The sequence below is a fragment of the Mesorhizobium sp. USDA 4413 genome (genome assembly GCF_056280365.1).
The window spans coordinates 1439518-1461606 of the sequence record NZ_JBVPRP010000001.1; the positions used below are offsets into that span (position 1 = coordinate 1439518).

The following is a 22089-nucleotide window of genomic DNA, read 5'->3' on the forward strand; positions in this document are numbered from 1 at the left end:
CGCCGGAAACATCCGGCCTGTTAAAATGGTCTAAAACCCGCCAGGAGCCCGCCAGTGGACCAGCCATCCTTCGACAAGCAACTTGCCGCCTTGCGCGACCAGCGCGCGGCGGCCAAGGGCTCGATGCGCGAGGCCTTCGCCGCCGATCCCAAGCGCTTCGAGACATTCTCCGCCACCGATGGCGATCTTCTGCTCGACTGGTCGAAATGTGCCGTCGACGCGAACACGATGACGATGCTGGAGAAGCTCGCGGATGCCGCCGATCTCGCGGGACGCCGCGCCGCCATGTTCGAAGGCAAGAAGATCAACATCACCGAGAACCGCGCCGTGCTGCACACTGCGCTGCGCAACCTGACCGGCAAGAGCGTGATCGTGGACGGCCAGGACACCAAGGCCGATGTGATCGCCGTGCTCGACGCCATGGGCGCCTTCGCCGACGCCATCCGCTCCGGCAAGGCAGCCGGCGCCACCGGCAAGAAGATCACCGACATCGTCAACATCGGCATCGGCGGCTCCGACCTCGGCCCGGCGATGGTGACACTGGCGCTAGCGCCCTATCATGACGGGCCGCGCGCGCATTATGTCTCCAACGTCGACGGCGCCCATATCCATGACACGCTGAAGGGCCTGTCGGCGGAAACGACCTTGTTCATCATCGCTTCCAAGACCTTCACCACGGTCGAGACGATGACGAATGCCGAGACCGCGCGCGACTGGGTTCAGAAGGCGCTGGGCAAGGAGGCGGTCGGCAGGCACTTCGCCGCCGTCTCGACCGCGCTCGACCTTGTGGCGAAATTCGGCATCGAAAAGGACCGCGTCTTCGGCTTCTGGGACTGGGTCGGCGGCCGCTATTCGGTCTGGAGCGCCATCGGCCTGCCGGTGATGATTTCCGTCGGCCCGCGCAACTTCCGAGCCTTCCTCGACGGCGCGCATGAGATGGACGACCATTTCCGCTCGGCGCCGATGCAAAAGAACCTTCCGGTACTGTTGGGCCTGATCGGTTGGTGGCATCGCGTCGTCTGCAAATATCCGGCCCGCGCCGTCATCCCTTACGACCAGCGCCTGTCGCGCCTGCCCGCTTATCTGCAGCAGCTCGACATGGAATCGAACGGCAAGAGCGTCACGCTGGACGGCACCGCGGCCGCCACGCCGACCGGCCCGCTGGTCTGGGGCGAGCCCGGCACCAACGGCCAGCATGCCTTCTTCCAACTCTTGCATCAGGGCACCGACTTCATCCCCGTCGAGTTCCTCGCCGCGGCGATAGGTCACGAGCCCGAACTGAAGCACCAGCATGATCTCTTGCTCGCCAACTGCCTGGCGCAGTCGGAGGCCTTCATGAAGGGCCGCACGTTGGAAGAGGCGCGCGCGCAGTTGCTGGCCAAGGGCATGAAGCCGGCCGATGTCGACCGCATCGCGCCGCACCGCGTCTTCTCCGGCAACCGCCCGTCGCTCACCATCCTCTACCGCAAGCTCGATCCGCGCACATTGGGCCGAATCATCGCGCTCTATGAGCATCGCGTCTTCGTCGAAGGCACGCTGTTCAACATCAATTCCTTCGACCAATGGGGCGTCGAACTCGGCAAGGAACTGGCGACGGGTCTGCTGCCTGTCGTAGAAGGCAAGGAGACTGCCGCAAAACGCGACGCCTCGACTGCCGGACTGGTGGCTCATATCCACCAATTGCGTGGCGTGGAGTAAAAGGATTGGCGGATATCAAGGGGATCTTGTTCGACAAGGACGGCACGCTTGTCGACTTCAACGCAACCTGGCTCGGAATAGCCGACTTCATGGCGATGGACGCCGCCGAGGGCGACCGCTGGAAAGCCGACCGGCTGCTCGCCGCCGCCGGCTTCGACTTCGCCACCAAGCGCTTCAAGCCCGATTCGATCTTCGCCTCCGGCTCGAACATGGATGTCGTCGAGCTCTGGTTTCCGCGCCTGTCCAACGAGGACCAGCTACTGGCCGTCTCCCGCTTCAACGAGATCACTTCGGCGCAAGGGTCGGCCATGGCCGTGGCGCTGCCGGGCATCGTGGAGTCGCTTCGGACCTTGCACAGCCGCTCCTATCGGATGGGCGTTGCCACCAATGATTCGACCAGCGGCGCCGAAAAGACACTCGCCACGCTCGGCATCGCGCAGCTTTTCGATGCCGCTTTCGGCTACGACGCCGTGGCGAACTCCAAACCGGCGCCCGACACGGTCGTCGCCTTCTGCGACCTGACCGGGTTGAAGCCGGGCGAGATCGCCATGGTCGGCGACAATCGCCATGACCTGGAGATGGCGCGCGCCGGCGGCTGCGGCCTGGCGGTGGGCGTGCTCTCCGGCACCGGCACGCGCGACTCGCTGGCGCCGATGGCGGACGTCGTTCTGGATTCGGTCGCCGACCTGCCGGATTTCCTTGCCGCGCGGGTGAACGTGCCGGCGGGCTAGAGCTGAGACGCGGTTTTCGTCCGGAATTGCCTAAGAGACAAGAAGATTGAGCGGTTCACCGTCTCGGTGAAACGCCTAGATCCGGCATTGTCAGATGCGACTGCTTCTTGGCCCGATTGCCGCAGCTATTCATGTCGCACCAGCGTCGCGAACCGTTTTTCGTGCGATCTATGAAAAGCCAGCGGCAATCATCCGGCGGGCATTGTTTGAGGCGCGATAGTTCGTCGCCGCGAAGCAAATCGAGGGCCGCCCATGCGATTGTCCCGGTAACGCGGTTGGCGCCTCGGAAATGCAACGATACCGGCGACCCGGCGAGCGCGGCGGTCCTAAGTGCCTCGGCCGCATATTTTCGGATTGTGTCGAGCGCAGCAGCCGGAGGTTCGCCGCCGTGAGCGATTGCCGAGCCGGCGTCGGTTATAGCGCTGCGAAGGGCGAGAACGTCTTTGACGAAAGCCTTGTGGTCGGTCGAACGAAGAGCGAAATCATCGTCGATCAGCCCGGTTTGCCTCGACCACGCCAGGATGTCCGCCGCCGTCGCGAAATGGTCGACTTCCCGGTCGGTGCCTCGCCGACTGACGGTGTTAGCGAAGTCAAGGGCCAGGTTGCCGGCGATACGATGGGGAAATGACATTGGCGACGGCCTTCAATTCCTCGCTGGGTCGGCGCGGTCGCGTCTAAAAAGCGCTAATCCTGCTGCTACCAACAACAGCACGGCGCCGCCGATCTCGGCCGCTCCGACCTTTTCGCCGAAGAGCCAAACGCCTACGGCCAGTGCAACGATGGGCGAGATAAAGGCGTAGAGCCCGGCACGTGCGGTGCCCCATTTTTTAAGCAGGCGCAGATAGATCGTATAGGCTACGATGGTTCCGAGGAGGGAGAGGAACAACAGGCTGGCCGCAGCCGGAACGACATCGATCGTCGCTGCTGGCGTCGCCGAAACCTCGCCCAAAAGGAACGAGACGACGATCAGCGCCGCGCCGCCGAGAACGGCATGGATCGCCGTGAGCGTCAGAGGTTTGATCGGGCCGATCAGCGGCCGTGCGACGACACTCCCCACGCAGTAGCACGCCGTGCCCGCCACGATCGCGGCAAGCCCCAGCCCGTTTCCGGATTCCTGCTCGGCAAGACGCGTCCAGAACAGGCCAAAGAGGCCTGTGCAGCCGAGCGCCAGCGCCAGGCCGTGCCGCCAGGTAGGCCGCTCTTCTCCGAGCACGACTGCCAAGCCAAAAAGAAGCACCGGAACCAGTGCGAGATTGACCAGGCCGGACAGGCCGGACGGGACCGTTTGCATGCCCCAGAACAACAGTCCATAGGTTCCGGCATTCGTCAGCAGGGCCGACACGATGACTCGTGGCGCCCGGCCTTCCGTGAAGGCTGAAAACGCTCCATGTGTCCAAAATGCGAGGATTCCCGCAGTCAGCAGATAGCGCAGTCCCGCCAGAAGAATTGGGGGGACGCCCGCCTCCAGGCCAATCTTGATGGCGGCCCAGGTCAGCCCCCAGATCAGCGCCATAAGGCCGAACAGCGCGAAATTGCTCATAGGGCGATCTCAGCGCAGATCCTGATCGTCGACGAGGATGCGGTGGATCTCGATGCGCTCGGGCAACTCGATCAGAAATTCGGCGTCGCGGTCGAGATGATGGACTTTGATCGGGTCGCCCTTGGTGAAAGCGGTCATCGCCTCGATGTCAGGCCAGTAGGAGATGGTCGTGAACCAGGTCTCCTCTTCCCGGTCCTCCCGAAAGAGTTGGACGCCGAGCGCCACCTGCTGAAGCGGAGGAATGCCCTCTGCCTTCAGATACGGTTCGTAGCTGTTCGCGACGTCGCGACGGGTTCGGCCGCGCCAGATGCGTGCGATGGTTGGCTTTGTGGCCATGTTCGTCTCCTGTGTTCTAGATTTCGCAGGGAGCCGTCTTACGGCAGCGTTCGCGAGAGGAAGTCGCGCACGAGCCGCAAAGCTTCCTCGAAATGTGTTTCCAGCAGCCAATGGCCGGCGTCATCAAGGATGCGGAGTTCCGCATCCGGGAGATCGCGCCGATAGGCGAGCGCCGACTGTTCGGGCATGTAGCCATCCTGCGGGCCCCACACGATCAGCGTCGGCGGTCGGTGCTCGCGCAGATAGGATTGGTATCGCGGGAACCATTCGATATTCTGTTCAAGCTTTTCCATCAGCCGGACCGACACCGCCTTCCGGACACTCGTGTTCATCAGCGGCCAATGCAGCTTCCACAGATCGGGAGGAACGCGGCTGGCGACTTCCTCGGAGATCTCGCCGATGAACTCCTTGCGGAATCCCTCCTCGCTCACCGCTTCTTCGAGCGGACGGTGTCTCTCGACCGATTTGTCCGCCCACCACGCTTTGATCGTGTCGTATTTCGGTCCGAGGGCGTCCTCGTAAATGTCGCCGTTCTGGATGATCAGCGCCGCGATCCTGTTCGGATGCGCTATCGCGTGACGGAGGCCGATCTGAGAACCGTAGTCGTGGAGCCAGAGTGCATAACGCTCCAAATGCAGCGCGTCGGCGAAGTCAGCGAGAACATCGGCATAGGAATTGAAATCATAGTTGAACTCCGCGGGATCCGGTGTGTCGCTGTAGCCGAATCCAGGCCAGTCGAATGCTACTGTCCGCCAGCGATCGGCCAGGCCCGGCATCAGGCGCCTGAACTGGTAAGACGAGCACGGGTAGCCATGCGGCAAAAGAAGGACCGGAGCATCGGGAGGTCCTGCTTCCCGCAGGAATATTGTGTGGTCGCCGATTTTCAATCGACGGTGGCTTGTGTCGTGGATTTCCATGACCGCTCCGTCTTTTCGCTCTATCTGTTAGAACTGGCGAAACGGGTTTAGCTGGTTCTTGTTCCGAACTTCGCCCGGCGGAACCAAGGAAGGAAGCGCTGCATGATCTTTCGCGCCCCGATGTGAGGCGAGGGGCGATTGCTGGACTTTTTAGCCGCCCTTTATCGGAACAAAGGCGAACACCGCGCTGGGCCTGGGCTCGCTGCCACCGTTTCCGCCGACATCCGGCACGTGGTATTCGCCGAGCAGGCAGAGCCGCGACCGGGGCAGCCAGGCGCGACCGGGATCGCCGACCAGCACATCGATCCCGGCGGCGAGGCATCGGTCGAGGAACGGCGCCATCCGCTGTCCGACATCCTGCGCGTAGAAAACGTCGCCCGCCAGCACAAGGTCGACCGCCGGTGGCGGACCGGCGGTGACGTCCTCATCGCGTATCTGGATGGCGCCGCCGTTGGCTTCCGCATTGAGGCGGAGCGCCGCCACGCCGTTACGGTCGATCTCCGCCGAGATCACCATGCGCGCCCCCGCTTTTGCCGCCGCGATCCCGACCAGTCCCGAGCCAGCGCCGAGATCGAGCACCCGCTTGCCGGCGACGATCGAAGGGCGGTCCAGGATGTAGCGGGCCAGCACGGCGCCGCCGGCCCAGGCATAGGCCCAGTAAGGCGGCTGCGGCTCGGCCTCAATTCCGTCGTTGTCGTCGTCCGGTTCGAGCAGCCGCCGCAGACCGCTGCCGGGATGAGCCTGATAGAGCTGGACCTCCCGTACTGACGGCACCGGCGCCAGCCGCATGTTCGTCTTGATGAAGTCCGCCGGATTGAGCCGCCTGCTGCGTGACCATGTCTTGCCGGCGGAATGATCGCTCAAGCCTGGTCCCGCAACGCCCGCCGCAGGATCTTGCCGACCGGGGTCTTCGGCAGCTCGGTGCGGAACTCGATATATCGCGGCCGCTTGTAGCCGGTCAGGTGCTCGCGGCAGTAAGCCATCAGGACTTCGACGGTGAGCGCCGCGTCCTTCTTGACCACAAACAATTTAGGCACTTCGCCGGAATGCTCGTCCGGCACGCCGATGGCCGCCACTTCCAGCACGCCCGGGTGATGCGCCACCACCTCTTCCAGTTCGTTCGGATAGACGTTGAAGCCGGAGACCAGGATCATGTCCTTCTTGCGGTCGACGATCTTGGTGTAGCCGCGCTCGTCCATGAAGCCCATGTCGCCGGATTTGAAGAAGCCGTCCTTGGTCATCGCCTTGGCGGTCTCGTCGGGCCGGTTCCAATAGCCGGCCATCACCTGCGGGCCGCGGATGCAGATCTCGCCCACTTCGCCGAGCGGCACGTTGTTGCCGTCGTCGTCGCGGATGGCGATTTCGGTCGAAGGCAGCGGCAGGCCGATCGTGCCTGTGAAATCGGCCGAGCTGAACTTGTTGGCGGTCGCCACCGGCGAGGTTTCGGACAGTCCGTAGCCTTCGCTCACCGGGCAGCCGGTCAGCGCCTTCCAGCGCTCGGCCACACCCTTCTGCACCGCCATGCCGCCGCCCAGCGTCAGGACCAGCGGTTTGAAATCCAGCTTGCGGAACTCCTCATTGTTGAGCAGCGCGTTGAACAGCGTGTTGAGGCCGGGAAAGATGTGCATCGGGTATTTCGCCAGTTCCTTGACGAAGCCCGGGATGTCGCGCGGGTTGGGGATCAGCACGTTCTGCGCGCCCTGCTGCATGCCCATCAGCGCGTTCACCGTCAGCGCGAAAATGTGATAGAGCGGCAGCGCGCAGATGAAGTTGAGATGCGCCGGCTTGGGCTTCACCGTGTAGGCGTCCTCCACCCACAGCGAGTTCTGCGCAACGTTCGAAAGCACGTTGCGATGCAGCAGCACAGCGCCCTTCGAGACACCGGTGGTGCCGCCCGTATATTGCAGGAAGGCGATGTCGTCGCCGGAGACCGTGGGCGGCTTGAAGGCGATGGTCGCGCCGGTCTTGAGCACGGCATTGAACTTGACGTGGCCGGGCAGCGACCATGCCGGAACCATCTTCTTCACCCGCCGCACGACGAGGTTGACGATGGCGCCCTTGAGGCCGCCCAGCATGTCGCCCATGGCGGCGACGATGACATGCTTGACCGGCGTCCTGGCAATCACCGCCTGCAGCGTGCCGGCGAAGTTCTCGAGAATGACGATCGCCTGCGCGCCGGAATCCTTCAGCTGGTATTCCAGTTCGCGCGGTGTGTAGAGCGGGTTGACGTTCACCACCGTGTAGCCGGCGCGCAGTATGCCCATCATCGCCACCGGATATTGCAGCACGTTCGGCATCATCAGCGCCACACGCGCGCCCTTCTCCAGGCCTCTCGCTTGCAGATAGGCGCCGAACGCGGCCGACAGCCGCTCGAGCTCGGCATAAGTGATCGACTTGCCCATGCACACGAAGGCCGGCTGCCCGGCGAATTGCTTGCAGGCGCCGACAAGGAACTCACCGATGGACTTGTAGGGCAGGGTGCCGATCTCGGCCGGCATGTTCTTCGGATAGCTTTTCAGCCATGGCTTTTCCGGCAGGCCGACGGTGAGCTCGGTGATCTCCTTCGGCAAGCCCTTCGAGGCGGGCCTGGTTGCGGCCGGCTTGGCGGCCTCCGCTTTTGCGGGTTCCGGCTTGTCGGCTTTCGCGGTTGCGGCCCTGGTCTTTGCCACCGCGGAGTTGGCAGTGGCCGGCTTTGCGGCTGCCTTGGCAGGCGCCGCCTTCGCAGCCTTGGGCGCATCGCTTTCGGCGGCGGCCTTGGCCTTTGCTTTCGCCGGGGCTGTCGTCTTGGCTGCTTTTGCCACCTGTCTCTCCCTGTCGCCTTCAATCTGGGCGCCGCCTCTGAAAGAAGCGTCCTCCACGCCGGTCCGGATTTTCCGGGAAATCCCGCCCATCATCTATGTATTGCCTCTATCCGCGACCGTGCAAGTCTTGCCCCAGCGGCAATGCGGGGAAAGATCTGCCATCGAAATCCCGTGCTTCAGTCGCTTCCCGCTCGTGCCTGGGCGGCGGGGCGATCCGGGGCAGGCATGTCTCGCTTCGCCATTTCGGCAGGTGCCGATCAATAAAAAATCGCCGTCGTTAACAATGTCGTGAGCAGAAAAAACTACTCGTTTTTTCCACGATTTGAGCAAAGGGTAGATTCTTTTCCTGCTTCCCGTAGGGTACGCAAACGAGGTGTTCCAAAGGCGAAGAAACGGTGCTTATATGCGCCCTTCGCGAGCCTGATAGAGGGGCTTGGGAGAACATCAGGGAGTGCTCAATGAAAAAGACAATGGCTTTTGCAGCCGCGTTGCTGGCTGCAAGCGTCCTCAGCGGCATGGCCAGCGCCAAGACGCTCGTTTATTGCTCGGAAGCGTCGCCGGCTAATTTCGATCCCGGCACGACGACCGGCGGCAACGACTTCGACGCATCTTCGCGCACCGTCTATTCGCGATTGGTCGAATTCAAGCACGGTGGCACAGAGATCGAGCCTGGTCTCGCCGACAAATGGGAAATTTCAGACGATGGCCTGGTCTATACTTTCCATCTGCATCCGGGCGTGAAGTTCCAGACCACCGACTATTTCAAGCCGACGCGCGACCTCAACGCCGATGACGTCGTCTTCTCCTTCGATCGGCAGTTCAACAAGCAGAATCCGTGGAATGGCGACAAGTATCTGCCGAACCTGACCTGGGACTATTACACCGGCATGGACATGCCGAAATATGTCGCCAAGTGGGAGAAGGTCGACGACCTCACCGTCAAGCTGACGCTGACTGAGCCGAATGCGCCGATGCTGGCCAATCTCGGCATGGACTTCGCCTCGATCGTGTCGAAGGAATATGCCGACCAGCTTGAGAAGGAAGGCAAGATGGCCGACTTCTCGACCAAGCCGATCGGCACCGGTCCGTTCCAGTTCGTCGACTATCAGCTGGATTCGGTCATCCGCTATGCGGCGAACCCCGACTACTTCAAGGGCAAGGAAAAGATCGACGATCTCGTCTTCGCCATCACGCCTGACGCGACCGCCCGCATCCAGAAGGTGCTGGCCGGCGAATGCGACATCGCGCCCTATCCGAACCCGGCCGACATCGCCACCATCAAGGCCAACAAGGACGTCACTCTGCTCGACCAGGCCGGCCTCAATATCGGCTATATGAGCTACAACACCACGATCCCGCCGCTCGACAAGCCCGAGGTTCGCCATGCGCTCAACCAGGCGATCGACCGGGAAGCCCTGATCAAGTCCCTGTTCCAGGACGCCGGCGCCACGCCGGCCGAAAACCTGATCCCGCCGACCATGTGGTCGTGGAACAAGGACGTGAAGACCGACACCTACAACCCGGAAGCGGCCAAGAAGGTGCTGGCCGATGCCGGGCTGAAGGAGATCCAGCTCTGGGCCGCGGACCGCGTGCGTCCCTACAACCCGAACTTCCAGCGCGCCGCCGAGCTGATCCAGGCTGACTGGGCCAAGGTCGGCGTCAAGGCCAACATCGTCAACTACGAGTGGACGAAGTATCGCGAGGAAGGCAAGAAGAAGGACCGTCCGGGCGCCTTCCAGATCGGCTGGACCGGCGACAATGGCGATCCGGACAATTTCTTCGCCACCCTCTTCGCCTGCTCCGCCATCGGCGTCTCGAACTATTCGAGCTGGTGCGACAAGGACTTCGAGGACCTGATCCAGAAGGCCAAGAAGACCAGCGACCAGGCCGAGCGCACCAAGCTCTATGAGCAGGCCCAGGTGATCTTCGCGAAGGAAGCGCCCGCCTTCCTGCTGGCTCACAGCCAGGTCTACGCGGTCGTTCGCAACAACGTCACCGGCTTCAAGATGGACCCGCTCGGCATTCACCGTTTCGACGGTGTTGACAAGTCCGAGTAATATTTGCGAACGGGGCGACGCAAGTTTGCGCCGCCCCGTTTCATTTGACGATGCTCCGATATCTTCTCAACAAAATCGCACTTCTGATCCCGACCCTGGTCGGCATCACCATCTGCGCCTTCGCCTTTGTCCGGCTGCTGCCCGGCGATCCGATCCTCGCCATGGCCGGCGAGCATGGCGTCGCTCCCGCCCGCTACGAAGAGCTCAAGGAACAGTTCGGCTACAACCTGCCGATCTGGGAGCAATACGCGCGCTATGTCCGTGAGGTGGCCACCGGCGACTTCGGCGTTTCCATTTCATCCAAGCGCCCGGTCTTGGAGGAGTTCAAGACGCTCTTCCCGGCGACGCTGGAACTGTCCTTCTTCGCCATGATCTTCGCCATGGTGATCGGCATTCCCGCCGGCATCTTCGCCGCCGTCAAGCGCGGCTCATGGTTCGACCAGTCGCTGATGGGTACCGCACTTGTCGGCTATTCGATGCCGATCTTCTGGTGGGGCCTGCTGCTCATCATCTTCTTTTCCGGCTATCTCGGCTGGACGCCGGTGTCGGGCCGCATCGGCCTGCAGTTCTTCCTCAAGCCGATCACCGGCTTCATGACCATTGACAGCCTGCTTTATGGCAAATGGGATGCGTTCCGCTCCGCGCTCAGCCACCTTGTGCTGCCCTCGATCGTGCTCGGCACCATTCCGCTGGCGGTGATCGCGCGCCAGACGCGCTCGGCCATGCTTGAGGTGCTGGGCGAGGACTATGTCCGCACCGCGCGCGCCAAGGGCCTTTCGGCGGCGCGCGTTATCGGCGTGCACGCGCTGCGCAACGCGCTGATTCCGGTCGTCACCACCATCGGCCTGCAGGTCGGCACGCTGCTCGCGGGCGCCATCCTCACCGAGACCATCTTCGCCTGGCCGGGCATCGGCAAATGGATGGTCGATTCCATCTTCAAGCGCGACTACGTCGTCGTGCAGTCGGGTCTGCTTTTGATCGCGCTCATCGTCATGGCGGTGAACCTCATCGTCGATGTGCTCTATGCCGTCATCAACCCGCGCATCAGGGCAGCGTAAATGAGCCAGTCGACAGAAATCGCCCCGATGGCCGCCGGCAGCCCGGATCGTCTGACCGGCTTCAAGACGTTCTGGCATTATTTCGCCGTGAACCGCGGCGCCGTCATCGGCCTGTTCGTGTTCATCCTTTTGGTGCTCGCAGCGCTCTTCGCGCCGCTGCTCGCGCCCTACGCGCCCGACATCCAGGACAAGGCCGCCTTCCTCAGGCCGCCTGCCTGGCAGGAAGGGGGCTCGACGCAATATCTGCTGGGCACGGATCCGGTCGGCCGCGACATCCTTTCGCGCCTGCTTTATGGCGCCCGCTTCTCGCTGCTGATCGGCGCGGTGGTCGTCACGCTGGCGCTCACCGGCGGCATCACCCTCGGCCTCTTGGCAGGCTATTTCCGCGGCTGGGTCGACGTTGCGATCATGCGCGTCATGGACCTGATCCTGGCCTTCCCGTCGCTGCTGCTCGCGCTGGTCCTTGTCACCATCCTCGGCCCCGGCCTGTTCAACGCCATGTTGGCGATCGCGCTGGTGCTGCAGCCGCATTTCGCCCGTTTGGTGCGCGCCGCCGTGATGGCCGAGAAGAGCCGCGAATATGTCGTGGCGGCAAAGGTCGCAGGTGCCGGACACCTCAGACTGATGCTCCGCACCATCCTGCCCAACTGCCTAGCGCCGCTGATCGTGCAGGGCACGCTGTCCTTCTCCAACGCGATCCTCGAAGCCGCCGCGCTCGGCTTCCTCGGCCTCGGCGCGCAGCCGCCGACGCCGGAATGGGGCACAATGCTTGCCTCGGCGCGCGAATTCATCCTGCGTGCCTGGTGGGTGGTGACCTTCCCCGGTCTCGCCATCCTCATCACCGTGCTTGCCATCAACCTGATCGGCGATGGCCTGCGCGACGCCCTCGATCCCAAGCTCAGGAGGTCGTGATGGCTCTGCTCGACATCCAGAATCTCGTCGTCGAATTCCAGACCGCGTCGGGCCCGTTCCGCGCCGTCGATGGCGTCTCGCTCCATGTCGACGAGCGTGAGGTGCTTGCCATCGTCGGCGAATCCGGCTCCGGCAAGTCGGTGTCGATGCTGGCCGTGATGGGCTTGCTGCCATGGACTGCCACCGTCACCGCCGAGCGCATGACCTTCAACCGCCGCGACCTTTTGAAGATCAGCCCGGCCGACCGCCGCAAGATCATCGGCAAGGACATCGCCATGATCTTCCAGGAGCCGATCGCCAGCCTCAACCCCTGCTTCACCGTGGGTTTCCAGATCGAGGAAGTGCTGCGCTTCCACATGGGCATGGACAAGGCCCAGCGCCGGGCGCGCGCCATCGAACTTTTCAAGCAGGTCGGCATTCCGGAACCGGCGGAGCGGCTCAACTCCTTCCCGCACCAGATGTCGGGCGGCCAGTGCCAGCGCGTCATGATCGCCATGGCGATCGCCTGCAACCCGAAACTCCTGATCGCCGACGAGCCGACGACGGCGCTCGACGTCACCATCCAGAAGCAGATCCTCGACCTACTGGTCTCGCTGCAGGCCAAATACGGCATGGGCCTGATCATGATCACCCACAATATGGGCGTGGTGGCCGAGACCGCCGACCGCGTCATCGTCCAGTACAAGGGCCGCAAGATGGAAGAGGCCGACGTGCTGTCGCTCTTTGAATCGCCGAAGAGCAACTACACGCGCGCGCTGCTCTCGGCACTGCCGGAGAACGCCGTCGGCGACCGGCTGCCGACCGTCTCCGACATGCTGTTCGAGCCCGCACCCTCGGGAGCCGGCGCATGACCAAGGTCGTCGAGGGCAAGGACATCAAGCGCGACTACCATATCGGGGGCGGCCTGTTCCGCGGCGCGCGCACCGTGCATGCGGTGAAGGGGGTCTCCTTCAGCGTCGAGAAGGGTAAGACGCTGGCGATCGTCGGCGAGTCCGGCTGCGGCAAGTCCACGCTCGCCCGTATCATCACGCTGATCGATCCGGCCACCTCCGGCGAGCTCTTCATCGACGGCAACAAGGTCGACATCGCCAGGGACGGGCTCACCAAGGAAATGCGCCGCAAGGTGCAGATCGTCTTCCAGAACCCTTATGGCTCGCTCAATCCGCGCCAGAAGATCGGCGACGTGCTCGGCGAGCCGCTCCTGATCAACACCGACAGGCCGGCCGAGGAGCGGCGCGACCTCGCGATGAAGATGCTGAGAAAGGTCGGCCTCGGACCGGAGCACTACAACCGCTATCCGCACATGTTCTCGGGTGGCCAGCGCCAGCGCATCGCCATTGCCCGCGCGCTGATGCTGAACCCGAGCCTTCTGGTGCTGGACGAGCCGGTCTCGGCGCTCGACCTGTCCGTGCAGGCGCAGGTGCTGAACCTGCTCGCCGACCTGCAGGACGAATTCCAGCTGACTTATGTCTTCATCAGCCACGACCTGTCGGTGGTGCGCTACATCGCCGACGATGTGATGGTGATGTATTTCGGCGAAGCCGTCGAATATGGCCCGCGCGACGAGGTCTTCTCCGACCCCAAGCACGCCTACACCAAGACGCTGTTCGCCGCGACGCCGCGCGCCGACATCGCCAGCATCAAGGCGAGGCTGGCGAAGAAGGCGGCCTGACGTCTGCTTCGTCCTCGTAAAGGGCGCTAGCCCAGAGGTCGTCATTCTAGGGCGGAGCGCCGCGAAGCGGCGCGAAGACCCTAGAATCCATGCCGTTACCTCACTCGAAAGGCGCAGCGGAGCAGAATTCTGCACGGTGAGCGGCGCTCGGATGTCACGGCATGGCAACTGTGTTCATGCGAATGCGGTTTTGTCTCTGATGATAGCGTTGAGCACGACCAAGAGCTTCCTTGCGACGGCGATGATGGCGAGTTTCTTGGAGCCCGACCGGGCAGCAAGCGCTGTGTAGAAGGTTTTGAACCGGTCGCAGGTTCTGATGGCCGTTAGGGCTGCCATGTAGAGGGCGCGGCGCACGCGTGATCGCCCGCCCTGGATCTGGCTCCTGCGTGTGAGCTTGCCGCTCTTGTTGTCGAAGGGGGCAAGGCCGACGAGCGCGGCGATCGCCTTGGGTGAGCGCTTGCCGAGCTCGGGCAGGAGCGCCAGCAGCGAGAATGCGCCGACCTTGGAGACGCCGGGCACGGAGACCATGAGCGTGTAATCGCGGGCGGCGTCCTCGGCTTGACGAATGACTTCGGCGATCTGGCCCTCGAACGCCTTGATGCGTGCATCGAGGCCGGCGATCAGGCCTTTGAGGCTGGTGATGACGATCTCCTGGAAGGCCTCGCCGAGTTGCTTCTTCAGCGTTGCCCGCATCCCGACCAGTTGATCGCGATGAGCGGCAAGCGATTGAAGCTGCTCGACTTCTTCGCGCGGCGCCGGCTCGGCCTCAGGGTTGTAGCGGCGGCCATAGTCGCTCAGCATCCTGGCGTCGAGCGGATCGGTCTTGGCGCGCCGTCTGGTCGACTTGGCATAATGGTGTGTGTGCGCCGGATTGTGCCGCGAGAACGGCACGCCGGCCTTGGCCAGCGCATGGCGCAGCAGCCGGTCATGGACACCCGTCGCCTCCATGACGACGAAGTCCCGACTGGGATCAAGCCCCGCCACATAGGCCGCGATCGCATCGGCCTGGTTGTCGATGCGCCGAAGACGGCCGCTTGTCTCATCAAAAAAGTCCAGCCACTGCTTTGAGATGTCGCAGCCGACATAGTTCTGCATTATCATGTCCACGCCTCTTCCTGTGGTGCGGGGTCTGCTTGGAACAGCCCCGTGCAACTGTTCAGGTTGATGGTTCACCGGTGGGAAGGGACCGGGCCATGCCACGGCCTGTCCGAAAGGACGACCAGGATCCACTCGGTCTCCTTCCCACTTCAACCATACACCGAAACCAACACACAGGATCCCCGGGTCTGCGCCCGCGTCGCTTCGCTCCTTGCTCCGCCCGTGGATAACGACGCTGAGTCCAGTGCGCCCCTGCCTACGACAACTTCGCAATGACGGCCCGCAGCGCCTCCCCAAACCGGCGCACCTCCTCGACCGTGTTGTAATGCACCAGCGAGGCGCGGATGGCGCCGCTGTCCATTGAGAGGTTTAGCCGCTTCATCAGGCGCGGCGCATACATGTGGCCGTCGCGGATGCCGATCTGCATGGCCGCCATCTCCTCAACGATCCGTTGCGGCGAGAGCTTACCGATATTGAAGCAGAAGGTCGGCACGCGCTCATAGATACGCGCCTCATCGGCGATGCCGTAGATGGTGGCGCCACAATCCTTCAGCACCTCCAGCATCTCGCGCGCCAGCATCAGCTCGTAGTCGCGGATGGCGTTCATGCCGGCGACGATATTGTCGCGGCGCGCGCGGTTGTTTTCGGGCAGAAAGTTCCGGCCGACCGATTCCAGATAGCGCACCGCCGCATCCATGCCGGAGACGTTCTCGTAGATGAAGGTGCCGGCCTCGACCTTGTAAGGCGGCTCGTCCGGAATGAAATCTTCGCGGAAGGTCGGCAGCCGCTTCAGGGTGTCGAAGCGACCCCAGAGAAAACCCATATGCGGCGAGAAGTTCTTGTAGCCCGAGCAGACGAGATAATCGCAGTCCCAGGCCTGCACGTCGATCACGCCGTGCGGTCCGTAATGCACGCAGTCGAGGAACACTTCGGCGCCTGCGGCATGCGCGATCCTGGCCACCGATGCGACATCGACGATCGAGCCGATCGAATGCGCCGTCACCGTGCAGGCGACGAGCCGGGTGCGTTCGGAAACCAGCGGCTTGAGATCGTCGACATGCAGATTACCGTCCTCGCGCATGCGCCACCATTTGAACTTCGCGCCGACCTGTTCCAGCGCCAGCCAAGTGGCGATGTTGGCGTCATGATCCATGTCGGTGACGACGATCTCGTCACGATCCGAAAGCATCTGGCCGATGCCGAGGCTGACCAGGCGGATGAACGAGGTGGCGTTCATGCCGAAGCAGATTTCGGAGGGGCTGTAGGCGTTAATGAGAAGCGCGACGCTCTCGCGTGCGTCCGCTACCGACTGGTCGACGCTAACACTGCGGCCATAGCGGCCGCCGCGCTGCACATTGTGTCCGACCAGATGGTTGGTCACCGCGTCGAGCACGCTTTGCGGGATCTGCGCGCCGGCGGCATTGTCCATGAAGATGAAGTCGCCAGCCTGCCGGAGCGCCGGGAACATGGCGCGGATTTTTTCGACCGGGAACGAGGCGGCGCCCTCCTGCGCTTTCGAAACATGGTGCTGGTTCACGAGGCGTCTCCTTCAGGTCATCGATGCAAAAATGGGTTCAGTGCGCGGACCGGGCCTTACCGCGCTCTTCGAGGTAGCCGACCAGTCTCACCAGCGGCCACAGGAAGGCGAGATAGATGATCGCGGCGCCGATCAGCGGCGTTGGGTTGGCCATCAGCGCCTGCGCGTCGGTCGCTTGCTTCAGAAGGTCCGGCATCGCCACGACCGAGGCCAGCGCGGTGTCCTTGAATACCGAGACGCAATTGCTGGTGAGCGGCGGGATGACGACGCGGATCGCCTGCGGCAGCACCACCTTGCGCATGGCCACCCAGAAGGGCAGGCCAAGCGCGGCCGCCGCCTCGAACTGGCCTTTCGGGATGTTCTGGATGCCGGCGCGACAGACTTCCGCGGTGAAGGCCGCAAGCACCAACGACAGCGCGAGTGCGGCCGACACGAAGGACGACAGGCGGACGCCGATAAAGGGCAGGGCGTAATAGATCAGGATCAGCACCACCAGGATCGGCAGCGCGCGGAAGATGTCGATATAGAGTGTCGCCAGCCGCCTCAACGGCTTCGGCGCGTAGAGCCGCACCAAGCAGATCGCCAATCCGGCAATGGTGCCGAAGACGATGGCCGCCAAGCCGAGCAGGATGGTGTTGCCCAGCCCGCGGATCAGGATCGGAAACGATCGGACCAGGATGCCCCAGTTGAAGAAGGTGTCGATCAGTTCCATCGGCCCACCATGAAGGCAATGCCAAGCCCACCGCCTTCGCGGGCCTGAAGGGTGGAAGCGGGAGCGCAGGCCTGGCCGGCACTCCCGCGGCGATATTTCGCCGGACTATTGCGGGATCGGACCGGGGGTCACGGTGCTGGTGCCGGCTTCCGGATCGACGCCGAACCACTTCTTGTGGATTGCCGCCATCGTGCCGTCCTTCTTCATGGCGGTGATCGCGTCGTTGACCTTCTCGAGCAGCGGATGACCCTTCTTGGTCATCATGGCGAAGCGCTCGCCGGTCGGGATGCGCACCAGGATCTTCAGCGCCGGCATCTGCTTGATGGCGAACAGGAAGCCGGCGAGCTCGCCGGCGCCGCCGTCGATGCGCCCGTTCTGCACGTCGAGCAAAAGGTCCTGCTGGGCGTTGTAGCTCTTGGTCTCGGCGACGCCGAGCTTGGCGGCGTTCTCCTTCATATAGGCTTCGCCGGTCGAGCCTGCGATGACGCCGATGGTTTTGCCCTTGAGGTCGTCGAGCGACTTGATGGCCGAATCCGCCTTGCCGACGATCGTGCCGTCGCTGTCGTAATAGGGTTGCGTGAAGCCCTGGTTCTGCAGCCGCTCCTTGGTGACCGAGATCGAGGATACGGCGAAATCGATGCGGCCGGAAGCAGTCGCCGCGAACAGCGCCTGGAAACCGAGGTCCTGGAATTCGGCATCGGCGCCGATGCGCTTGGCGACATCGTTCGCGACGTCGATCTCAAAACCCTCGAAGCCGCCGGAATCGGTCTTGTATTCCCATGGCGGGTTGGCCGGATAGGCGCCTACCATGATCTTGTCGGCAAAGGCGGGCGCCGCGAAAGCCACACCCGCGCCAACGATCACCCCAATCAGTCCTAGACGTTTCAACATTGTGCTTCCCTCTGGTTCGGCCACGTCAAAGTGATTCATTTCCTCTTCCGCTTCTTCCGGCGCCAGCTCCCAGGCGCCGCAGGCGAGACGGTGCCTGCAATCAGGATGCGCGGCGATGCCGCGAACCGATATGTTCCTCAAGCTTGGCGATCAGCGCTTCGACCGCCGCTTCCGTGGTGACCATGCCGGGCGACAGCCTGAGCGTCGTGCCGCGCGCATCGCAGTAGAGGCGCTCGTTGCGCAGCGAAGCGATAATCCTCGCCGCCTCGACGCCTTGCGGCAGGCCGAGCATGACGCTGCCGCCGCGCTCTCTGGCATCGAGCGGCGAACGCAGTGTCCAGCCATTGTCGAGCGCCGCGCCGATGATGCGTTCGACCAGCGTGGCGTTCTGCGCGCGGATGGCGTCGATGCCGGTCTTTTCCACCCATGCCAGCCCGGGCAACGAGGCGACGCTGGCCAGGATCGCCGGCGTGCCATGGTCGAAGCGGCGCGCATCGTCGGCATAGGCGAAGGCGTCGAGATCCCAGGAGAACGGGTTCGGCTGGCTGAACCAGCCGCGCAGCTCCGGCCGGCAGGTCGCAAGCAATTCCGGCGCGACCTGCAATATGCCGGCGCCGGAGGAACCACATAGCCATTTCAGCGAGGTCGAGACGACGAAATCGACCGGCGTCGCGGCAACGGAAAACGGCGCCACGCCGATCCCTTGCGTGACATCGACGCCGACAATGCTGCCCATGGCGCGGCCATGCGCCGCCAGCCGCTCGATGTCGCAGCGATGCGAGGCCGTCGAGGTGACGAAGGTGATGAGCGCGAGTCCGACATCCTCTTGCCAGCGGGCGATGAAATCCTCATCGCGCACCCAGCTCTCGCCCGGTCGCAGCGGCACGGTGTCTAGCATAAAGCCGAAACGCGCGGCCAAGCCCGCGAGCAGGAAATGCAGGCTCGGAAAACAGTCGGCTGCGACAAGCAGCCGTTTGCCCGCCAGGCGCTCGGCCGGCAGGCCGCCGATCAGGCTATAGAGCGCGGAGGTGACATTCTCGGCCGTGGTCAATGTGCCCCGCGGCGCTTCGATCAGCCGCGTCCAGGCGTCGATGAAGCGTTGGCGGGCAGCCAGCGCGGCCGGCCATTGGCCGTCATCTTCTGCTGACCAGACGCCGGAAAATTCCGCCAGCGCGGCGGCCATGTGCTTGGCCTTGCCGGGGAAAGTGCCGATCGAATGATAGAGAAAATAGCCGGACATTTGCTGTCTCTCGCTCCCTTGTGATCATGTGATCACAAAACCGGGCGGCAATCAATCCTTTAAGGCTAAAGAAAGCCAGCGGGGGACGATCAAAAGCGATTACTTGGGCCAGCGCGGCTGCGGCCGGACCGTTTCCGGACTTCGGTCACCGACGTTGAGAAAATCAGGACGCTTTGCCGAAACCGGCGAAATCGACCGCCTTGGGCTCAGGCACCTCGGGACAGATCGTGCGCAAGGTCGCTTGAGTCGCTGTGATGTCGGCCACCACCTCGTCGCGGGCGCGCGGAAAATCCTTGTCCTTGATGGCTGCGATGATCGCGGCGTGACGCCCCGAGGGCTCCATGGTGCCGGCGCGCATCAGCGGCGCGACATGGTTGGACAAGAGCCGCATATAGGGGCCGAAGCGCAGCCACAGGGTTTCGATCAGCTGGAACAGCACGTCCGAGCCGGAGGCGCGGTAGATGGTGAAGTGGAACTGCTGGTTTTTGGCAATCAGCTCGTAGATGCTGCCGTCGCGGCCGATCGCCTGCTGGTCGTCGGTGACCCTCTGCAAGCTGGCGATGTCGGCAGCGGTCAGGCGCGGCGCGCCGAGCTCGGCCGCCAGCCCTTCGACGGCGAGCCGAGCGCGGCAGAGATCGTCGAGCCTGGCCCGCGTCACCACCGGCACGCAGGCCGAGCCATTCTGCGAAATCTCCAGCGCGTTCTCCGCCGCCAGCCGGCGCAGAGCTTCGCGCACCGGCATGTTCGAGGTGCCGAAGGCCTCGGCCAGCGAGGCGATGGTCAGCACCTGCCCGGGATCGAAACTGCCGACCATCAAGGCGTGGCGAAGCTGTTGGTAAATGCCATCCTGGACGGTGATGCGTCCCGATACAGGTTCGAAGCCCAGAGCCACGCTTTTGCTTTCCTTGGGTGCCGGCAAAGTCTATGTGCGATGACATACCCGCCAAGGCGGGCGTGATCATCTGATCACAGATCGTCGCGGCAGCCAAGCGGCTGTGAGAACTCGCCCGTCTGGCCACCACCGCCGGTGCTGCCCCTCATCCGCCTGCGGCGCGCCGTAAACGGGGAGAAGAGGCGGCAGCCAGATGAGGGGCGGCGGCGGACGTTGAAGTTTTTGATCATCTTCGCTTGGCATCAGGCCGATTGCCCGCCGTTGCGAAACAGAAGCCGGTAGCGCCTCAGCTCACTCCGGAATAACCGCCATCGCCTGGATCTCCACCTTCGCCCGGTCCTCGACCAGCGCCACCACCTGCATGGCGGCCATCGCCGGGAAATGCCGGCCGATGACAGTGCGGTAGGCCTCGCCTATTCCCTTAAGATTGGCGAGATACTCGGCCTTGTCGGTGAAATACCACGTCATGGAAGTGATATGCTGAGGCTCGCCGCCGGCTTCAGCGAGCACCGCGGCGACATTGGCAAGCGTCTGACGCACCTGGCCGACGAAATCGTCGGTCTCGAACTTGCATTCGGCGTTCCAGCCGACCTGGCCGCCGATGAAGACAAGCCGGCCACGCGCGGCCACGCCATTGGCGTAGCCGATCGGCTTGGCCCAGCCCTCCGGCTGCAGAATGGTGTGCATGTCCAGTTCCCTCTGGTTCAACTCTGTTCTCACGTCCCGCCCATCACCTGTCTCGCGATGACCACCTTCTGCACGTCGGACGCGCCCTCATAGATGCGCAGCGCCCGGATCTCGCGATAGAGGCTCTCGACGATATGGCCCTTGCGCACGCCGTCGCCGCCATGCAGCTGCACGGCCTTGTCGATCACCTCCTGCGCCTTGTCGGTGGCGAAGAGCTTGGCCATCGCCGCCTCGCGCGTCACCCGCGCGGCGCCCATGTCCTTGGTCCAGGCGGCGCGGTAGATGAGGAGCGCCGCGGCGTCGACATCCAGCGCCATGTCGGCGATATGGCCCTGCACCATCTGCAGCTCGGCCATCGGCGCGCCGAACAATTTGCGCTCCGCGGCGCGTTTGACGCTCTCGTCCAGCGCACGCCGCGCGAAGCCGAGCGCCGCCGCGCCCACCGTGGAGCGGAAGACATCGAGCACCGACATGGCGATCCGGAAACCATCGCCGGGCTTGCCGATCAGCGCTGAGGCCGGAACGCGTACATTGTCGAAGGACAACCTGGCCAGCGGATGCGGAGCGATCACCTCGATCCGCTCGGCTATGCCCAGTCCCTTGGTGTCGCCGGACACGATGAATGCGGAAATCCCCTTGGCGCCCGGCGCCTCGCCCGTGCGGGCGAAGACGACATAGAGGTCTGCGATGCCACCATTGGAGATCCAGGTCTTTTCGCCGGAAAGCACATAGTCGCCGCCGTCACGGATAGCAGTCATCTCCATGTTAGCGACATCGGACCCGGAGCGCGGCTCCGACAGCGCAAAGGCGGAAATCGCCTGGCCGGCTCGTGTCTTCTCCAGCAAGCGCTGCTGGTCCGGCGTGCCGAACAGCGTGATCGCGCCGGTGCCAAGACCCTGCATGGCGAAGGCGAAGTCGGCGAGGCCATCATGACGGGCGAGTGTCTCGCGCGTGATGCAGAGCGTGCGCACATCGAGTGGGCCGGTATTGGCGGGATCCAGCGCTGTCGGCTTCAGCCAGCCGTCACGACCGAGCTTCGCCACTAGGTCGCAGCAGGCGGCGTCGACATCGTGGTGGTCGACGGGGAGGTTTTTCGCGCACCAGGCGTCGAGGGTTTCGGCGAGTTGGCGGTGGCGGTCTTCGAAGAACGGCCAGGAGAGGAAGGAGCGGTCAGGCATGGAGAGAACCTCCTGCGTAGCGTTCCTTCACACCCCCCTCTGTCCTGCCGGACATCTTCCCCGCAAGGGGGGAGATTGGCAGCTTCGGTCTCGTCGCCCGTCCTGCAACTTCGGTGATTGGCGAAACCGGTT

General features: G+C 63.6%; 21 protein-coding genes. 7 read left to right on the forward strand and 14 right to left on the reverse strand.

Features of this window, described 5'->3' with window-relative positions; genetic code table 11:
- Positions 1–54: 54 nt before the first annotated feature.
- Together pgi and ACVMIM_RS07135 are read left to right on the forward strand one after the other, a co-directional pair.
- Entirely contained in the window at positions 55–1698 is a 1644-nt protein-coding gene (gene pgi, locus ACVMIM_RS07130) for a glucose-6-phosphate isomerase (RefSeq protein ID WP_476111368.1), read from the forward strand.
- A 5-nt stretch (positions 1699–1703) separates the two neighbouring features.
- The gene (locus tag ACVMIM_RS07135; protein ID WP_040993856.1) at positions 1704–2429 is read left to right on the forward strand and encodes an HAD family hydrolase; all 726 of its coding nucleotides are present in this window, start codon (positions 1704–1706) and stop codon (positions 2427–2429) included.
- A 55-nt stretch (positions 2430–2484) separates the two neighbouring features.
- Here ACVMIM_RS07135 and ACVMIM_RS07140 read toward each other — a convergent pair whose 3' ends face one another.
- The 6 genes from ACVMIM_RS07140 to ACVMIM_RS07165 form a co-directional block, all read right to left on the reverse strand.
- Complete coding sequence (locus tag ACVMIM_RS07140; protein WP_476111369.1) at positions 2485–3060, reverse strand: CGNR zinc finger domain-containing protein; 576 nt, start codon at positions 3058–3060, stop codon at positions 2485–2487.
- A 12-nt stretch (positions 3061–3072) separates the two neighbouring features.
- Positions 3073–3969, reverse strand: coding sequence for a DMT family transporter (locus tag ACVMIM_RS07145; RefSeq protein ID WP_476111370.1), 897 nt, complete (start codon positions 3967–3969; stop codon positions 3073–3075).
- A gap of 9 nt (positions 3970–3978) precedes the next feature.
- Positions 3979–4305, reverse strand: a complete 327-nt coding sequence (locus ACVMIM_RS07150) for a hypothetical protein (protein ID WP_040993861.1) — start codon at positions 4303–4305, stop codon at positions 3979–3981.
- Between the two features lie 38 nt (positions 4306–4343).
- Entirely contained in the window at positions 4344–5222 is an 879-nt protein-coding gene (locus ACVMIM_RS07155) for an alpha/beta fold hydrolase (protein WP_476111371.1), read from the reverse strand.
- Between the two features lie 150 nt (positions 5223–5372).
- Positions 5373–6086 carry a class I SAM-dependent methyltransferase gene (locus ACVMIM_RS07160; protein WP_476111372.1) on the reverse strand — a complete coding sequence of 238 codons (714 nt, stop codon included), beginning with the start codon at positions 6084–6086 and terminating at the stop codon, positions 5373–5375.
- Complete coding sequence (locus ACVMIM_RS07165; protein WP_476111373.1) at positions 6083–8023, reverse strand: long-chain-fatty-acid--CoA ligase; 1941 nt, start codon at positions 8021–8023, stop codon at positions 6083–6085. The genes ACVMIM_RS07160 and ACVMIM_RS07165 overlap by 4 nt, the downstream gene beginning before the upstream one ends.
- 458 nt (positions 8024–8481) lie before the next feature.
- Between ACVMIM_RS07165 and ACVMIM_RS07170 the strand changes: the two genes are divergently transcribed.
- From ACVMIM_RS07170 to ACVMIM_RS07190, 5 genes are read left to right on the forward strand one after another with little or no spacing between them, the layout of a single operon-like run.
- Entirely contained in the window at positions 8482–10080 is a 1599-nt protein-coding gene (locus ACVMIM_RS07170) for an ABC transporter substrate-binding protein (RefSeq protein ID WP_040993865.1), read from the forward strand.
- A gap of 50 nt (positions 10081–10130) precedes the next feature.
- On the forward strand, positions 10131–11138 hold the full coding sequence (locus ACVMIM_RS07175; RefSeq protein WP_040993867.1) for an ABC transporter permease subunit: 1008 nt from the start codon (positions 10131–10133) through the stop codon (positions 11136–11138).
- Positions 11139–12050 (forward strand): ABC transporter permease subunit, encoded by a 912-nt coding sequence (locus tag ACVMIM_RS07180; protein WP_442920177.1) that lies wholly within the window; start codon positions 11139–11141, stop codon positions 12048–12050. It abuts the gene before it with no gap.
- On the forward strand, positions 12050–12901 hold the full coding sequence (locus tag ACVMIM_RS07185) for an ABC transporter ATP-binding protein (protein WP_476111374.1): 852 nt from the start codon (positions 12050–12052) through the stop codon (positions 12899–12901). Before ACVMIM_RS07180 ends, ACVMIM_RS07185 begins: the two co-directional genes overlap by 1 nt.
- Positions 12898–13722, forward strand: a complete 825-nt coding sequence (locus ACVMIM_RS07190; protein ID WP_476111375.1) for a dipeptide ABC transporter ATP-binding protein — start codon at positions 12898–12900, stop codon at positions 13720–13722. The genes ACVMIM_RS07185 and ACVMIM_RS07190 overlap by 4 nt, the downstream gene beginning before the upstream one ends.
- Positions 13723–13896: 174 nt before the next feature.
- Here ACVMIM_RS07190 and ACVMIM_RS07195 read toward each other — a convergent pair whose 3' ends face one another.
- The 8 genes from ACVMIM_RS07195 to ACVMIM_RS07230 form a co-directional block, all read right to left on the reverse strand.
- Complete coding sequence (locus ACVMIM_RS07195; RefSeq protein WP_476111376.1) at positions 13897–14823, reverse strand: IS110 family RNA-guided transposase; 927 nt, start codon at positions 14821–14823, stop codon at positions 13897–13899.
- A gap of 253 nt (positions 14824–15076) precedes the next feature.
- Entirely contained in the window at positions 15077–16357 is a 1281-nt protein-coding gene (locus ACVMIM_RS07200) for a cysteine desulfurase-like protein (RefSeq protein WP_476111377.1), read from the reverse strand.
- A 37-nt stretch (positions 16358–16394) separates the two neighbouring features.
- The gene (locus ACVMIM_RS07205) at positions 16395–17069 is read right to left on the reverse strand and encodes an amino acid ABC transporter permease (protein WP_476111378.1); all 675 of its coding nucleotides are present in this window, start codon (positions 17067–17069) and stop codon (positions 16395–16397) included.
- Between the two features lie 105 nt (positions 17070–17174).
- Entirely contained in the window at positions 17175–17960 is a 786-nt protein-coding gene (locus ACVMIM_RS07210; protein ID WP_278047331.1) for an ABC transporter substrate-binding protein, read from the reverse strand.
- Between the two features lie 100 nt (positions 17961–18060).
- Positions 18061–19200: an aminotransferase class V-fold PLP-dependent enzyme gene (locus tag ACVMIM_RS07215; protein ID WP_476111379.1), complete on the reverse strand. Its 1140-nt coding sequence runs from the start codon at positions 19198–19200 to the stop codon at positions 18061–18063.
- 163 nt (positions 19201–19363) lie between these two features.
- Positions 19364–20092 carry a GntR family transcriptional regulator gene (locus ACVMIM_RS07220; RefSeq protein ID WP_476111380.1) on the reverse strand — a complete coding sequence of 243 codons (729 nt, stop codon included), beginning with the start codon at positions 20090–20092 and terminating at the stop codon, positions 19364–19366.
- A gap of 291 nt (positions 20093–20383) precedes the next feature.
- Positions 20384–20779 carry a RidA family protein gene (locus ACVMIM_RS07225; protein WP_040993881.1) on the reverse strand — a complete coding sequence of 132 codons (396 nt, stop codon included), beginning with the start codon at positions 20777–20779 and terminating at the stop codon, positions 20384–20386.
- A 29-nt stretch (positions 20780–20808) separates the two neighbouring features.
- On the reverse strand, positions 20809–21957 hold the full coding sequence (locus ACVMIM_RS07230) for an acyl-CoA dehydrogenase family protein (RefSeq protein WP_476111381.1): 1149 nt from the start codon (positions 21955–21957) through the stop codon (positions 20809–20811).
- Between the last annotated feature and the right edge of the window lie 132 nt (positions 21958–22089).